The organism is Methylobacterium sp. E-016 (assembly GCF_022829745.1).
GTDB lineage: Bacteria > Pseudomonadota > Alphaproteobacteria > Rhizobiales > Beijerinckiaceae > Methylobacterium.
In genome coordinates, this window is record NZ_JAKSYF010000206.1 from 1 (window position 1) to 15,786 (window position 15,786).

A 15,786-nucleotide genomic window follows, 5' to 3' on the forward strand; every position below is an offset into this window, starting at 1 on the left:
GATCGCCGTTCTCCGACAGGCGCTGATAGCGCTCATCCAGATCGAAGAACCCTGGCTGACCCATCCGAGCCTCCCCAACGCCGACAGCACCAGGGAATCACGACACCGCCCCGCACGGAAGGGGTATTTCGAGGTAACCGATCGACGAGTTTCATCCTTTCCGATGGCGAGCTATCAAAGGTTAAGGCGCTGAAGGCGGTCGGGGGGACCTCTCCTTTGTCTCCTGAGCGCAAGTCCGCTCCGACCTGATCCGCAGAGCGCGGAGCATCGCGAAAAGGCACGCTCGCATTGAGACCCGGCGGGTAGATGAGCGTCACCCGCAAATGCGCAGGTCATATTGGATGCCCAGACGTGCCCGGATCTACGGATCGTAGCGAACACGCGAGAAGGCGGAACAGATCCACTAGGAAATCGCCCATGCGATCACCAACCTCTCTCTTTCATAGGCCGACCCAGAGGCTCTTCTGGCGTTCTGTCGCGCTCACTAGCTCGTCGAGAGCCACCTGTATTAGCGCCGGTACGTGATCCTGCGCAAAAATCACACCACCATTCCCTTGGGGTTAAGCCCGCAGGCCTTGGCAGCCCTACGCAGAGCCGGGCTTTAGGTTCTTTGAAACGCCCCGATCGGTCATCAAAACCCGACAGGCTTGGCCAAAAACAGGCACGCCGCCTAATACGGCTTCCCTTGAACGGCCCTGCGGGGAATGCAGGCCTTGCTTGACGCGCAGGCTCGATCGACCTAGCCGCGGCGGTAGCTTCTTCAAATCGCACGAGAGACAAAGGGCGACCACATGACCAGCAAGCGCGCGCTGATCACCGGCATCACCGGGCAGGACGGGGCGTATCTCGCGCAGCTGCTGCTGTCGAAGGGCTATGCGGTGCACGGGGTGGTGCGGCGCTCCAGCCATGCCGGGGTGTTCGACCACCGGCTGAAGTGGCTCGGGATCGAGAACGACGTCGAACTGCACGACGGCAACCTGCTCGACCTGTCGAGCCTCGCCCGGATCGTTCAGGCCGTGCAGCCGGACGAGGTCTACAACCTGGCCGCGCAGTCGTTTGTCACCGCCTCGTGGCAGCAGCCGCTGCTCACCGGCCAGATCACCGGGCTCGGGGCCGTCAACCTGCTCGAATGCGTGCGGACGCTGAAGCCCGATGCGCGCTACTACCAGGCCTCGTCGTCCGAGATGTTCGGCCTGATCCAGGAGCAGGTGCAGAGCGAGGCGACGCCGTTCTACCCGCGCTCGCCCTACGGCGTGGCCAAGCTCTACGCGCACTGGATGACGATCAACTACCGCGAGAGCTTCGCCCTGCACGCCTCGAACGGCATCCTGTTCAACCACGAGAGCCCGCTGCGCGGCGTCGAGTTCGTGACCCGCAAGGTCACCGACGGGGTCGCGCGGATCAAGCTCGGCCTGGCCAAGGAGCTGCGCCTGGGCAACATCGACGCCAAGCGCGATTGGGGCCATGCCAAGGACTACACCCGGGCGATGTGGATGATGCTGCAGCAGGACAAGCCCGACGACTTCGTGATCGCCACCGGGCGGACGACGACGGTACGCGACATGTGTGCGCTCGCGTTCTCTCACGTCGGCCTGCCGATGGACGATCACCTGATCATTGACGAGAAGCTGTACCGGCCGGCCGAGGTCGAGGTGCTGCTCGGCAACCCGGCCAAGGCGGAAGCCGCCTTCGGCTGGAAGGCCGAGATCTCGCTCGAGACGATGATCCAGGAGATGGTCGAGGCCGACCTGAAGCGTCACAGCGGCCACAAGGCCGCCTGATGGCCGCGCCCGCTCGGCGCGTGCTTGTCACGGGCGCGGCTGGCTTCGTCGGCCGATACGCCCTCGCGGCCCTCGCCGCGGCGGGCGTCGAGTCGCTCCTTGGGGTCGGGCGCGGAACGAACACTGCTCTACCAGAGGGCGCTGCCTTTCGTACACTCGACCTCGCTGATCAAAAAGGCCTAGCGGCCTGCCTGCGAGCCTTCCGGCCGAGCCACGTCCTGCATCTCGCTGCCCAAGCCTCCGTTGGGCAGGCCGACGGAGCAGGCCTGGAGACCTGGCGCACCAACGTCGCGGGCCTGCTCAACCTCGCCGAGGCCATGCGCACCGAGGCGCCCACCGCCGCCCTCGTTTTTGCGAGCTCCAGCGAAGTCTACGGGCGCGCCTTCCTGACCGGCCAGCCGGTGGACGAGGACGTTGTCCCTCAGCCGGTTGGGGTCTACGCCCGCACCAAGCGTGTGGGTGAGGAGATGCTCGCCGATGTACTCACGGGAAGCGAGGTTCGCCTCATCGTACTACGGCCCTTCAATCATACCGGTCCAGGCCAGGACGAGCGCTTCGTCGTGCCCGCCTTCGCACATCAGATCGCCCGGATCGAGGCGGGTCGGATGCCGCCGTATCTCGCAGTTGGAAACCTTGAGGCGTACCGCGAATTTCTAGACGTACGGGACGTGGCGCGGGCCTACGCGCAGGTCATCGGGGCGAGCGATAAGCTCGCGTCTGGCACGGTGCTGAATGTCGCCACGGGCCATTCTCGCACGATCGCGAGCGTGCTGGAGGATCTAACGCGACAGGCGCGCGTGCCGTTTGAGGTTGTGGTTGATCCTGCCCGCATGCGGCCCTCTGGGATCCCGCTGGCCTCCGGCGAGGGCGCTCGGCTTCACGTGGCGACCGGCTGGGCCCCACAGGTGCCCTGGTCCGAGACCCTGGCCGCTGTTCTGGCTGACGCGCGGGCGCGCAACGGCGCCTGAGGGAGCCCCCTTCCCGCTCGCTCACACCAAGCCCAGGTCAGAAGCCGGTTGCGGCGGCCTCCAGCGCTGCGCCGCAACCAGCGCTTCAAGGTGTAAGCGACGCCCGCTGCGTGGTGATTCCGACTTTGGGACGCGTCCGCCTTCCTACGAACAGCGCGGATGGCGTCAGAGTACCAAGCTGGCCCGGTTATGCCCGGCGGCAGACTGGATCAGGACACCGGCGTCGCGGCGATCCAAAGCGCTTGGACGACGGCTTGGCCAACCTGATCGGCCAGGCCAATCCCCTCTTCGGTATCGGGGAAACCCGCGATGAAGGTCGGCCCCAGGCTTGGATGGCCGAGGACGACGACATGGGTCAGCGCGAGGCTGAGATCGCTACGAACGAGCCGCACCACTTGAAGTGGGCCGATCTGCCCATAAACCGTTTGCTCGGCATAGACCTCGCTGACGGGCTGGAAGGAAGGTTGTGTCATTGGCGCCCTTGGCCCCTCGGCCCGTGGGGCGGGGAAAATGCCCGTTTACGCGCTGTGATGAGACCTGTCAGCCACTGACCGCCCCCATTGACTTGCCGCTCTCGGCGTCGCCGACCGCGCGACGCATCGACGTTCGACGCGTCTGCTGCGTCACACCGTCGATCAGCCATGCACTGTCGCCGAGTTGCCTCCTGAAATCCGCAGACCACCTGCGACGTACAGGGGGCAGATGCTAGCCGGCGGGCCTAAACGGCACTCCGACATCCGCGGCGTCAAACGAGATCGCCCGATCGAATGATCTCAAGCCGCTTACCGGTTCCTGCCGATCACGGATCGATGGCACTAGATCGTCAACATGGATCGGGCCGTCAAAGGCGAACCGCAGGGTGCTCCTGCTCGGCTCAAGCGCCTGCCGCCTGATCCGCGGATCGGCGCCTTTTCCATCGCGGCGCAACCATGCCTGACCGTTGGAAGAGGCTCTTCGAAAAAGCCGACAAAATGACCATCGATAATGGCACTTATCGCAGATCATTGTGGATCGTTAACGATCGGGCCGCTACGCTCGATTCATGGAGCTTGACGCCGACGATCCCGACGCCGAACCGCCGCGCGGGTCGGTCGCCCTACCCGTCCCATTCGTGGAGGCGCTTCCGCCCGGCCTCGACCTTCTGGTCGCGCGGCTGGAGGATCATGCCCGCGCCGCACGCGGCGCCTTCGCCGACAACACGCTCCGCGCGCTGGCCGCCGACAGCCGGATCTTCTCGGCATGGTGTTCGAGCGTCGGGCGGACGATGCTCCCGGCCAGTCCGGAAACCGTCGTGGCGTTCATCGACGCCCAAACCGAAACGAAGTCCCGCGCCACGGTGGAGCGGTACCGCTCCTCGATCGCCGCGCTCCACCGCGCCGCCGGGCTGCCCAACCCATGCGCCGACGAGATCGTCCGACTGGCGGTGAAGCGGATGAACCGGGCCAAGGGTCGGCGCCAAAAGCAGGCCGAGCCGCTCAACCGAGGCAGCATCGAGCGCATGCTCATCGTGAAGGCGCCTGATCGGCTGCACCGGCGCGTGATGGAAGGGGCGCGCGAGACACCGTTGATTGCTCTCCGCAACGCAACGCTCGTCGCGGTCGCATACGACACGCTGCTGCGCCGCTCCGAACTTGTCTCATTATATATAGGGGATCTGGAGCGCGGCGTGGACGGATCCGGCACTGTCCTAGTGCGACGCTCCAAGGCCGACCAGGAGGGAGAGGGAGCGATCAAGTACCTCGCGCCCGACACCATGGCGCATATCGAGGCTTGGCTCGCTGCCGCCCGGCTGGACAGCGGACCCCTGTTCCGGCCTTTGACGAAGGGCGGCAGGGTCGGAGACGCCGTGCTCGGCGCCGCCGAGGTCTCGCGCGTGTTCCGGGATCTCTCCGTCACGGCCGGACTCAAACTCTCCCGCCTCCCCTCGGGCCACTCGACACGGGTCGGGGCAACGCAGGACATGTTCGCGGCGGGCTTCGAGCTACTCGAGGTCATGCAAGCTGGTTCATGGAAGACGCCAGCGATGCCGGCGCGCTACGGCGAGCGCCTGCGCGCACAGCGCGGCGCGGCGCGTAAGCTCGCGACCTTGCAAAATCGGGCGTGAGATCACGAGTCACATCGCTTGATGTTAGAAAATGCTGACTGTCGAGATGACTAACGCCATGAATACGGCGATAATCAACGCCTTCTCGATCTAGGTAAGTCAATAATGAATGCTATATTAATAATTTATTAATTACACCTACAGGCCTGATAGATCAAAGGGGAACTCGTTCGTAAGATAAGCGTCGCGGTGCGCTCGACGCCGCCGGTCGGGGTCACGGGATGAACGCACGCATCACGAACACACGGGCCAGCGTGTCAGCGGACTTGCCGCGCTCACGAGCGGATTTCACCAGGCGCAGAGAGCGCAGGTCGGGCAAAGGCTCGGTCAGCGCCATATTTGCGATACATCAATCACCTATCGCCATCTTGGGACAGGGCAGCGATCCAGCGGATGTCATGCTGGTACGGGGGCGTCTTGAGACTGGTTAGAACCTTGTTCGTTGCCGCTTTCGGTATCACGAGCCTATCGGCGTGTGTCGGCACCGATCCGCAGGCTCGTTTGCGGGCGGGATCCGGCTCATCCCTCGCTTCTACAGCTTCGCTCAAGCCGGAAGCGGTCGAGCCTGCGCAACCCCTCACGGCAATAATGCCAGGCGATCTACTCCTTCAGCCAGGACGCGGGACGGCCGGCATCGATCCGCAGGCCATTTTTGCGCGTTCTGGCAACCGGGTCGCGCACGACACGGCGCTGCCTCAGCGCGTGATGACCCATGCGGCGCCCATCGCAGGAGTACCGGTGTCTGGTGGGATGGCAGCGTCGAGCACCCGCCCCCGCACCTCCCCGTTCCTGGCTGCCCGACTAAGTCCGGCTGATACACAGGAGGGACCACTTCCGGCGGTACAGCCAGCCCTGACGCCACTCGCTGATGTCGAAGCGCGCGCCGAGGTCGAGCAGCGTGCCCAGGCCAGCCGAAATCGCCGCTTTGACGCTCAGGTTCGGCGCGCGAGTAGCATCGTGTGCAGCGGATGCGTCCCGACGGCCGGTCGCAGACTCACGCAGACCGAATCGTCAGCCAGCAAGACAGCCGACTAAAGCGACGCTCGGACACACTCCGAACATTGGGCCGGATCCTACGCTGCGCCCTTCAAGCTTCCTTTCAACACTTGCTCTATCTGCCGTCGTCGACCAGGTTCAGGTCACGGAGCAGATTTTCCCTTAAGATTAGGACCTTACCGGCATTGTGTGGCTTCGTCAGCCGGATGTGATCGACGATCCCCTGACCGAGGTGCTGCATGCTGGTGCTCGTCGCCTTCTCGCCCAGACGGTCGAGCTTGAGGCCGAAGCTTTCCTGACGGCGATGCAGGAGCTGCGGCCACGGGATGGACGTACCTGGCTGGTGCGGCACGAACATGGGCCAGAGCGTGAGGTCCAGACCGGGATCGGGCCGGTGCCGGTGGCGAGGGTCCGCGTCCAGGATCGCGGCGCAACGGGAGCATAGGATCGGGTTTGGTTCACCTCGACAATCCTGCCGAAGTGGGTAAGGCGCACCCGTAGCCTGGATGAACTGCTGCCGGTGCTGTATCTGCACGCCGAATGGGCTTGAGCCGCGCTGCTTGGATCAACACCTGCATCTTCCAAGGCCTAGAGAGCGGCTTCATCGGAATCAGAGGCTCGAGGAATGAGTAGCGGACCGAAGCAGCTCGGAGACCTGCTCGGCGGACTCGACCCGAGCCTCGCCAAGGCCTTCGAAGGGCTTGGCAAGAGCGTCATGGCCGATGCTGAAAGACAAAAGGCAGCGTCAGAGCCGGCTCAGAGCGGGGTACAGGAGAGCCAGGAAGGCCCCACACGGCGCGTAGCGCCGATCCAGGCCCGCAACCAGGGCAAAGCGCTCACGCCTGGCAGCAGCCAAGCTAATGAGCATCATGGACCTACCCCGGTCCTCACGCAGCAAATTGACTTGTTCATCGCCACCGGCCGGGCTGCAATGCCCAAGGATGAGCTGGCAACTATGGAGCACCCGGTCTACGCGATCGAAGACGGTGATCAGCGTATTCTATCCTACGAACACAATGGTGTGACCTTGGAAGTGACACCGTCGGTGAAAGGTCGCGCAACCATCCATGACAAGGACATCGTGCTTACGTGCGTGTCGAAAGTCGTCGCTGCCGTAAACCGCGGTGAGGCCGTCTCTCGCACGGTGAGTATCAAGGCACACGACGTTCTTACCTTCACCAACCGCAGCACGTCCGGGCGCGGCTACGAGCTGCTGGAACAGGCTCTGGAACGGCTTGCCGGCACCCGCATCAAAACATCGATCGCCACTGGAAAGCCGGCCAGGCGCCGCACCAAGGGTTTTGGCTTGATCGACGCTTGGGAGACGATCACCCGTGGACCAAACAACCGTTTGGAGGAGTTACGGATCACCTTAAGCGAATTTACCTTCGATGCCGCAATGGCACTGGAGGTGCTGAGTATCGACCAAGACTATTTCAAGCTTCGGAAGGCCACTGAGAAGCGGTTGTACGAGCTGGCACGCAAGCATTGCGGGAACCAAGGGCGATGGAAGGTTGGCCTTGAGCTGCTGCAAAAAAAGGTCGGTAGCCGTCAACCTCTGTTCAAATTCCGGGCGGCTGTCCGTGGTATTGGAGAAGAGGGCTCCCTGCCGAGTTATCACCTAATCTTCCTGCACGCTGACGACTCCGTCGTGTTCTACGGCCGAGGCGATGCAGGCTTGGCAGCGATGGAGAGCGACTTGGTCAGCCTTCCGAAACCCAAGGCAGAAGGGTCTCGCCGCAAGTCCGTTCGCCGACCAGCCAAGAAGGAGATCTAGTTCGTCACTCTACGGATAAATCATCGTAAGATGCTGATATTAAAGGGTTTTTGAAAAATACTATGGGCCTACCAGATTCATTCTTGACATAAAAAGTAGGGTTTTGCAGCTACGCCCACTAGGATTCCATCCGGCACGGCGCATCAGGGCGCTGCAAAGATGCAGCTTCGTCACTCTAGGGATGTTTGACTCGGCACTCTGCGGATGAAGGTTCGTCACTCTACGGATAACGAGCTTCGTCACTCCGCGGATAAATACCCCTTTTTTTCACAGAAAAAACAATCGCTTACCGAAGCCTAACAACGCGCGCGCGTCTTTAACTTATTAACATATTTCTTAACGTTGTGGATGGAAGCTTGGATAGTGAGAGCCCGTCCGATAACATCCGGCAGGGGTTGAGTGGCCGGGATGGCGGTGATTCCAGAAGGGTGCTGAAGCCTGATCTGGATGTGCCATGTGGACCCCGACCACTCGCCGGCAGCATAGCCGTTCGCGCCTGCGCTACGAAACCGACCTGACCGATGCGGAATGGGCCGTGATTGCGCCGCTGATGCCGGAGCCGGCCTCGTGCGGTCGGCCATCTGGACGATGCGCGAGATCTGGAACGCGATCTTCTACGTGCTGCGGGGCGGCATCGCGTGGCGGATGATCCCGAAGGACCTGCCTCCGCGCAGCACGACGTTCGGCTACTTCGCGCGCTGGCGCGACGAGGGCCTGTTCGGTCGGATCAACCATCACCTCGTCATGGCGGATCGCGAGCGGGTCGGTCGAAGCGCCTCGCCCACCGCTGCAGTGCTCGACAGCCAGAGCGTGAAGACCACCGAGAGCGGCGGGCCACGCGGCTACGATGCCGGAAAGAAGATCAAGGGCCGCAAGCGGCAGGCCCTGGTCGACACGGACGGGCGTGCCCTCGTCCTCGACCCGCAGTCCACCGACGTGCAGGATCGCGATGGGGCCGGACCGGTGCTGCGCCTGTCGCGGCGGACCTTCCCGTTCATCGCCAAAGCCTTCGCCGATGCAGGCTATGCGGGCGACAGGCCCGCGACCGCCACGATCATCACCGTCGACATCGTGCGCAAACCCAAGGATCAGGTCAGCTTTGCCGTGCACCCGCGCCGATGGGTGGTCGAACGCTTCTTCGGCTGGATCAGCCGCAACCGCCGCCTTTGGAAAGACCCGGAGGCGACCCTCGCCTCGGCCCAAGCCTTCCTCTACGCCGCTGCCGTCATGATCCTCGTCCGAAGGCTCGGCCGAGCGTCATGACTTATCGGACGGACTCTGAGGAAAACACCACCTTGCCTCTCACACAGGTTGTCTGAAATAGATGGCTCAGCACCGCTTAAACCGAGGGCTGGTTCCAGCTCAGCATGTGAGACCGAGACAGAGGGCGGGCCGCATCGGTTTGTGATGCCCCTCTTACCCTCGGTAGGCGTGCAGGCGAGACTGCGGCAGTCTGGCCGGTTCGCATGGGTGATGCTGCGAGCGAGTAGCAGCGCCTGATCCATGGGCCAGCCGCATGCCTCATTTGCCACTTATTAACAGTGGTAAAATGGGCACTCTCCGCTGATTGTTCCGCTTAGAGACTGTGCGAAGATGATCGCTGCGATGGGAATTGCCTATTTATCCTGAAACGTGTCGGGATCATCATCCATTGACGTGGCTGGCCAATTTTTGCTGCTTCCAACTGTAGCCAGCGGTGCAAACGTTGGCTCTTTGCAAAAAGAGACGTTCGACTTGTTCTCAGGTCGATTGTCCTGCAGGGATTTTGGGGAGCGCTGATGGCTGTCACCTTCAACAACACCGTCTACCAAGCTGGCTTTGCGGGAACAGACGATGGCGCTCCAAGCGCGAGCTTCCAAATCGATGATGCCTCCCGAAATCCTCTCACTGTGAATGGAACGGTGAATGCCGCTGGCGACCCAATAACGGTCACTGGTATTCTGCCGGGTGCCACGACATCGTCGACGACGACGTTCTACGCGACGCAGTTCGACAACCCGTCCATGATCCAGTTTACGGATACGCAGAGCGGAGCAAATAGCTCATCGACGCGTCTTGTCCTTTCAAACTCGCAGGTCTTTGGGACAGGTGCGGCAAATAGGACACGCTTCACTTCCGATGGGGATACGTCGCTCAACAGTTACTCTGCCCCAGTCTGCTTCGCCGCTGGTACGTTAATCCGTACGTCTCGGGGTAATGTCGCCGTCGAGGATCTGTCAGTCGGCGATCTTGCGATAACCTCCTCCGGCGCTTCCCGTCCGATCCGCTGGATCGGGAGCCGTACGATCAACTGCGGGCGCTACTCGCAGCCGTCCGACGTCATGCCTGTACGCATTCGTGCAGGAGCGTTCGGCGTGAATAAGCCGGTTCGCGACCTCGTCGTTTCGCCCGGCCATTCGATCTGCCTGGACGTACTCGGGGAAGTGCTGATCCCCGCATCGGTGCTGGTCAACGGTTCGACCATCGTCCAAGAGGACGTAGACAGCGTTACCTACTGGCACATCGAACTCGACAGCCATGATCTCCTAATCGCAGAGGGACAGGCTGCCGAAAGCTATCTCGACATGGGCAATCGTGATTTCTTCGCCCATAGCACAAGCAGCGGGGCGGTGACCGACCTGGCCGCGAAGCCTGATGTCGATGCTGCTGTACGCACTCACACCAACTTCTGCCGTCCGTTCCACGACGGCGGAGCGATCGTGACCTTCGCGCGGGAACGCATCGAAGCTCTCGCTACGGCGCAGGGATGGCACCTGTCCGTCGCTGATCCATGGGCCGGTGTCCACCTTGTCGCCGACGGCGTGCGTATTAGGCCAGAAGTGAGCGGCTCAGCAGCACGCTTCGTTGCGCCTGCAGGCGCTCGTGATATCTGGCTTTGCGCACCCACATCGACCCCCAGCAAGGTAGGGATGAGCGCTGACTCACGTCGTCTCGGATTGCGCTGCAGCGAACTACGTTTGGGTGACAGTTGGGACGCCCGGGTCGTCGCACTTAATGACCCGCTGCTGTGCGTCGGTTTCCACGAAGTCGAAAACGACGGTTCTTCACTTCGACGTTGGACAGCCGATCAGGCGCGGCTGCCCGCCGCGTTGTGGTCGAATGATGAGCGTATCGTGGTGTTACGTCTCGACCCCGTGACTGCTGCCCTCCCACGCTGGGTCATGTCGGCGACTACGGCCAGCGATACGTTGCAAGACGAACAGCACAGTCACGCAGCTTGAAGGCGAGCTGCCCTGTGGGTGTTGATGTACGAGGTGGCGCAGCATGCGCCACCTCACCTCGCATCCTGTACTGGTGCGAAACGACGGACTCACAGCCGTTTGAGACCGGCATCCAACGTGTCACCCGTCAACTCGCGGACGGACTCGTCCGGCGCGGCGCCGATCTCGTTCCGGTCGGTTGGGATGCAGGGCGTCGTCTGCTGCGCCTCCCGAAGCCAGCTGAAGGCGAGCTAGCTGCGGATTGGCTACTACTGCCTGAAATTCCGATCTCGGTTTTGGGCGAGGGTCTCGATCCAATCCAGCTCGCCCGCGCCTATGGTCTGCGATCGGCAGCAATCGTGCACGACCTCATTCCCGTTCGGTTGCCTCATCTCTACGATGCAGATGCGCAGGCGTTGTACAGACGCTACTTCCGCATGTTCGCCAGCGCTGACCTGGTATTTGCCACAACCGATCTGGTCGCTGGTCACCTGCGTACGTATCTAAGAACCGAGAGGCTGACGGTCCCACCTATCATGGTCGTGCCCCTGCCCGGGCAATTTGCCGATACGCCGCGCGTGCAAGATGCGCCCATAAAGCGTCGGCCGGGTGATCCATTACAGCTGTTGACCGTCGCAACCTGGGAACCGCGTAAGAATTTGCTACGCCTGCTGCGCGGGGTACGCTTGGCTCAGAGCCGAGGTGGCCTTCAAATCAAACTGACGCTCGTCGGGCGTCGCGGCTGTTATCCCGAGCACGATGCCGAGATTGAGACGTTGCTAATGACGATTTCGGGCGCAACCGCTCGCGCCCGAACCGATAATCGCGAATTGGCTGATCTGTATGAGGCATGCCATGCCAGCGTGTATCCGTCCTGCGACGAGGGGTTCGGGATGCCGGTGCTAGAGAGTCTATGGCTGGGACGCCCGTGCCTGTGCCACGCAGGTTCAGCAATGGCCGAGGTGGCACCAGGTGGTGGCACGATGATGACCGATATGGCTGACGACACCGCGATCGCCGCAGCACTTACACGACTGGCGGCAGAGCCAACCCTGATCGACCAGCTGACAAACGACGCACTGGCGCGCCCGCTGCGCACCTGGGCCAACTATGCTGCAGACGTAGCTAGCCGCCTCCAGCTGGCTTCTGCTCCAGTTTGACAAGTCCGTACCGCGTTCGCCGAGCGGCCACACCATCACAGCTCGCCCGGCCTTGCACACACAACCGCGGGAAGCGGGAACTTCCCTGGGCCTGTCGCAAACGCGAACAGGCTCTTGTTTGTGGATCGTTAGCCATCCCTGACCAGCTTGCCGCCTCCGCCTTGGAGCCGGTCCATGACCCTGTCCGCTATCGCCGCCAAGCTGAAGCAGCGCTCTAAGGCCGACTTCAAAGGCCGGCACTACGAGGCGGCGCTCATCGTGCAGGCTGTCTCTTGGTACCTGCGCTATCCGCTGAGCTACCGCGACATTGAGGAGCTGTTCCTGGAACGCGGTCTGGAGGTGGACCACAGCACCCTGAACCGCTGGGTTCTGGCCTACGCGCCCCTGATCGAGAAGCGGCTACGTCAGTTCCGTCAGCCGCACTGCGGTTCGATCCGCATCGACGAGACCTACATCAAGGTGCGCGGCGACCAAGCATCTGCAGCAGGGCATCGAGAGCGACCGCTTCCGGGTGAAGCGGTCGATGCCACGGGTGGGTGGCTTCCGCTCGTTCAACACGGCGCGGCGTACGATCCAGGGCTTCGAGGCCATGCTCTGGCTGCGCAAGGGCTTCGGCTTTGCCGCCGCGTGGACAGTGCGCGACCAGAACCGACTACTCGCTCTCTGCTTCGGGCTTCCGCAGGCGAACAAAGGGTGAAAGCGGGACCGCAGAGGTCGTTCCGCGTCTCAGATCCGAGTTTGCGATAGGCGCCGCTGAACGTCATCCTCGGCAGGTCGCTTCCTCCATATCCCCGTGCTAAGCGGTTAGCATGACGCGCTGGCTTGAAATCACCCTTTTCATCTCCATGATTGTTCTCGCAATGGTTATCTACTGGTGGTTCACCCGAGAAGCGCCACCGGTTGGTGGGCTGGCGCAGTAGTTGCGACTGAAGCCGACTGTAAGGGCCTGTCGCAAACGCGAAGGCGTCTTCGTTCACGGATTGTTAGCTACACCTGACATGCAAGCCGCCTCCGCCTTGGAGCCGGCCAATGATCCTGTCAGGTATCGCCGCCAAGCTGAAGCAGCGCTCCAAGGCCGATTTCAAAGTACATCTCCGGTGAAGGCCACGGTCGAGGGTATCGCGCTCTGCACTGAAGCCTGGCCATAATGCTGGCGTTAAAGTCGGCGGGCCGGGATGATGCGGTTTGAGCCACTGGAGAATGTCGAACAGTGACGGCGCCGGTGATCCCATAATTCTGGCGCTTTCGATGCAGATGATAGCATACGAGAATTCGGAGCCGTCATGTCCGTGATCGACCGGGAAATGGTAACTAGACCGCTCCAGAGAAGCCAGATGGAGTCCTACCTCCACGTCCTGCATGCATTGATGCTGCGGGACATGCGCACGCGCTTCGGCGGCTCGCATTGGGGCTACATGATCGCCGTGCTCTGGCCGGTCGTGCATATCTTCATGCTCGTACTCATCTACGTCCTACGCCATGTGCCCGCGCCGATCGGTGACAGCCGTGCGTTGTTCTTCGCGAGCGGCGCAGTGCCGGCACTAGTATTCCAGTACGTCTCGCGCGAGGTCATGAAGGCCGTTATGACCAACCGTCCGTTGACCTACTACCCTCAGGTCAAGCTGTTCGACGTCATCTTCTCCCGTATCCTCGTCGAGATCGTCACCGGGTTCCTAGGGCTGCTCACGGTGTCGGCGATCCTCGTAGCTGCGGGCATCAATCCGGTACCAATCGATCCGTTCACATCGATGTGCGGCTATCTCGCTGCCATCCTGCTTGGCCTCAGCTTCGGCACGATCAACGTCAGCATCATCGCCTTCTTCCCGGCCTGGATGATGGGGAGCATCCTGTTCACCCTCGTAATTTATGTTACCAGTGGTGTGATGTTCCTACCAAATTTTCTTCCAGACCAAATCTACAATGTCCTTAAGTACAATCCCGTCGTCGGAATTATTGAATGGGTCAGGCTTGGATACTATCCTGATCTACCGGTAACAATCGATTATTCCTACATCCTTTTATTCTCTCTTTCCCTTTTAACGATTGGACTGCTTCTGGAAAAGCACGTCGTCCGAAAAATTAGCTGACTCTAGTTGGCCTGCCTCCTGAAAAGTTGCTCTTCGCCAAGTTTGGTGAATCAGGCCGCAAGAAGGAACCGCCGGCGGAGGAGATCGAGGTTGGCGCGGCCGTACATGGCGCGCTTCAAGGGCTTGAGGCGCGTGATCTGCCCTTTAGCCTGCACGGTGCGGAGTGGGAGGTCATCTTCCGCCAGATCCATGAGCCCGTGCGGATTGGCTTGTCGGACTTCACGACATGAATGCCACCGGCATCACCATCGCTGGGATCGCCCTCGATCACCGGTACTACCACCTCCAGCTCGCCTACTCGGGCTTCGAGCATGCCCATGTGGTGCTGGGCGGTGAGAGCTTCATCGCGCTCGCCGAGAGGATGCAGAACATCCTTAGAGCCTGGGTGGCGTGCCCGGCGAGCATCGCACCGACAGCCTCTCGGCCGCCTTCCGCAATCTCGATGCAGACGCAAGCGCTGACCTGACCCGCCGCTACGAGGCGCTCTGCGCCCATCACGGTGTAAGCGCTCGGTGATGGGCCTTGCGGGTCAGGCGGCCTGAGCGGATCCCTTGAGCAAGGTCCAGTTCCACGGTAGCAGTTCGCCCAGGCGTCGGGCTGGACGAGCGCTTCGTGCTGCCGTCCTTCGCCGGCCAGATCGCGCGGATCGAGGCCGGCTTGGTGCCGCTGGTGCTGGAGGTCGGCAACCTGGCCGCCGAGCGCGACTTCCTGTCGGTTGGCGACGTGGTGCGGGCCCATGCCGAGCTGTTCGATCGCGGCGTGGACATCGCCGACGGGTCGGTGTTCAACGTCGCCTTGGGGCGGCCGCGTAGCATCGCGAGCGTGGTGTCGGACCTGTGGCGGCACGCGCGGGTGGCGTTCGAGGTCCGGGTTGCGCCGGACCCGATGCGCGCGTTCAAAATCCCGGTGGCGGCCGGCTGGACGCCCCGGGGCGACTGGGACGACGCGATCGCTGACGTGCTCGATCACGTTTGAATGACGTTAGACTGAATGAAACGATGAGCTGGCTGGAAGATATGGACAGAGTTTCGCCCCCTCCCATGGCGTCGCTGGCGATCCTCCCTGTGATTTTATGCGGCGGCTCGGGCACGCGGTTGTGGCCGATGTCGCGCGAGAGCATGCCCAAACAGTTCGCGCGGCTGGTGGACGCGTCGGAGTCGACGTTCCAGGCCACCGCGCGGCGGGTGGGTGACGCGGCGGTCTTCGCCCGGCCGGCGGTGATCGCGGCGGCCGAGTCGCGCTTCATCGTCGCCGAGCAGCTGGCCCAGGCCGGGATGTCCGCCGACATCATCCTGGAGCCGGAGGGGCGCGACTCGTCCGCCGCCGTGGCGGTGGCGGCCTTGCACGCGGCCAAGGCAGACCCGGAGGCGGTGGTGCTGATCATGGCCGCCGACCACGTGATCGGCGACGTGCCGGCCTTCGCCGCCGCCGTGCGGGCCGTCTACACCATGACGCTCGGCATCGAGCCGACGCGCCCGGCGACCGATTACGGCTACATCCGCCGCGGGGGGGCGCTGCCGGAGGCCGAGGGCGCCTTCGCGGTGGCGCGCTTCGTCGAGAAGCCGGATGCGGGCACGCAAGCGTCGGCGCGTCTGAGGCGGACGGAGACACACGTGGCGGATACGAAGATCCTTCCCGGCGTCAAGCGCTGGAGCGTCGGTGACATCACGCTCACCGTGCTCAACGACGGCTGGTTTCAGGGCTCCCTCGATC

The 15,786-nt window shown here is 62.5% G+C and carries 12 protein-coding genes and 4 pseudogenes; 14 read left to right on the forward strand and 2 right to left on the reverse strand.

The genetic code is table 11. The annotated features are described in order from the left end of the window. From MKK68_RS29125 to MKK68_RS29135, 3 genes are all read left to right on the forward strand, one after another. On the forward strand, positions 1 to 193 hold a 193-nt coding region (locus MKK68_RS29125), incomplete at its 5' end, for a hypothetical protein (protein WP_244033690.1). A 598-nt stretch (positions 194 to 791) separates the two neighbouring features. Beyond that, positions 792 to 1,781 (forward strand): GDP-mannose 4,6-dehydratase, encoded by a 990-nt coding sequence (gene gmd / locus MKK68_RS29130; protein WP_244033691.1) that lies wholly within the window; start codon positions 792 to 794, stop codon positions 1,779 to 1,781. Then, entirely contained in the window at positions 1,781 to 2,749 is a 969-nt protein-coding gene (locus tag MKK68_RS29135) for an NAD-dependent epimerase/dehydratase family protein (protein WP_244033692.1), read from the forward strand. The genes gmd and MKK68_RS29135 overlap by 1 nt, the downstream gene beginning before the upstream one ends. A gap of 209 nt (positions 2,750 to 2,958) precedes the next feature. On the opposite strand, the gene MKK68_RS29140 is transcribed toward MKK68_RS29135, so the two are convergent. Beyond that, entirely contained in the window at positions 2,959 to 3,222 is a 264-nt protein-coding gene (locus MKK68_RS29140) for a hypothetical protein (RefSeq protein ID WP_147754088.1), read from the reverse strand. Between the two features lie 569 nt (positions 3,223 to 3,791). Here MKK68_RS29140 and MKK68_RS29145 point away from each other — a divergent pair. Further along, on the forward strand, positions 3,792 to 4,853 hold the full coding sequence (locus MKK68_RS29145) for a site-specific integrase (RefSeq protein WP_244033693.1): 1,062 nt from the start codon (positions 3,792 to 3,794) through the stop codon (positions 4,851 to 4,853). Between the two features lie 214 nt (positions 4,854 to 5,067). On the opposite strand, the gene MKK68_RS29630 is transcribed toward MKK68_RS29145, so the two are convergent. Continuing rightward, entirely contained in the window at positions 5,068 to 5,190 is a 123-nt protein-coding gene (locus MKK68_RS29630; protein ID WP_279605566.1) for a hypothetical protein, read from the reverse strand. Positions 5,191 to 6,033: 843 nt separating this feature from the next. Here MKK68_RS29630 and MKK68_RS29150 point away from each other — a divergent pair. From MKK68_RS29150 to MKK68_RS29195, 10 genes and pseudogenes are all read left to right on the forward strand, one after another. Then, positions 6,034 to 6,381, forward strand: a pseudogene (locus MKK68_RS29150) (IS256 family transposase); the annotation flags it as partial. A 93-nt stretch (positions 6,382 to 6,474) separates the two neighbouring features. Continuing rightward, entirely contained in the window at positions 6,475 to 7,626 is a 1,152-nt protein-coding gene (locus MKK68_RS29155; protein ID WP_244033694.1) for a replication initiator protein A, read from the forward strand. Between the two features lie 454 nt (positions 7,627 to 8,080). After that, a pseudogene (locus MKK68_RS29160) lies at positions 8,081 to 8,889 on the forward strand (IS5 family transposase). A 515-nt stretch (positions 8,890 to 9,404) separates the two neighbouring features. Further along, on the forward strand, positions 9,405 to 10,847 hold the full coding sequence (locus tag MKK68_RS29165) for a Hint domain-containing protein (RefSeq protein WP_244033695.1): 1,443 nt from the start codon (positions 9,405 to 9,407) through the stop codon (positions 10,845 to 10,847). Beyond that, positions 10,844 to 11,986: a glycosyltransferase gene (locus MKK68_RS29170; RefSeq protein ID WP_244033696.1), complete on the forward strand. Its 1,143-nt coding sequence runs from the start codon at positions 10,844 to 10,846 to the stop codon at positions 11,984 to 11,986. The genes MKK68_RS29165 and MKK68_RS29170 overlap by 4 nt, the downstream gene beginning before the upstream one ends. A 174-nt stretch (positions 11,987 to 12,160) precedes the next feature. Continuing rightward, positions 12,161 to 12,683 (forward strand): annotated as a pseudogene (locus MKK68_RS29175) (IS6 family transposase). Between the two features lie 586 nt (positions 12,684 to 13,269). Beyond that, on the forward strand, positions 13,270 to 14,073 hold the full coding sequence (locus tag MKK68_RS29180) for an ABC transporter permease (RefSeq protein WP_244033697.1): 804 nt from the start codon (positions 13,270 to 13,272) through the stop codon (positions 14,071 to 14,073). 152 nt (positions 14,074 to 14,225) lie between these two features. Further along, positions 14,226 to 14,577, forward strand: a pseudogene (locus MKK68_RS29185) (IS21 family transposase); the annotation flags it as partial. Positions 14,578 to 14,685: 108 nt separating this feature from the next. After that, entirely contained in the window at positions 14,686 to 15,048 is a 363-nt protein-coding gene (locus MKK68_RS29190) for an NAD-dependent epimerase/dehydratase family protein (RefSeq protein ID WP_244033698.1), read from the forward strand. Positions 15,049 to 15,113: 65 nt separating this feature from the next. Further along, positions 15,114 to 15,786: sugar phosphate nucleotidyltransferase (locus MKK68_RS29195; RefSeq protein ID WP_244033699.1), on the forward strand; the 673-nt coding region annotated here is incomplete at its 3' end.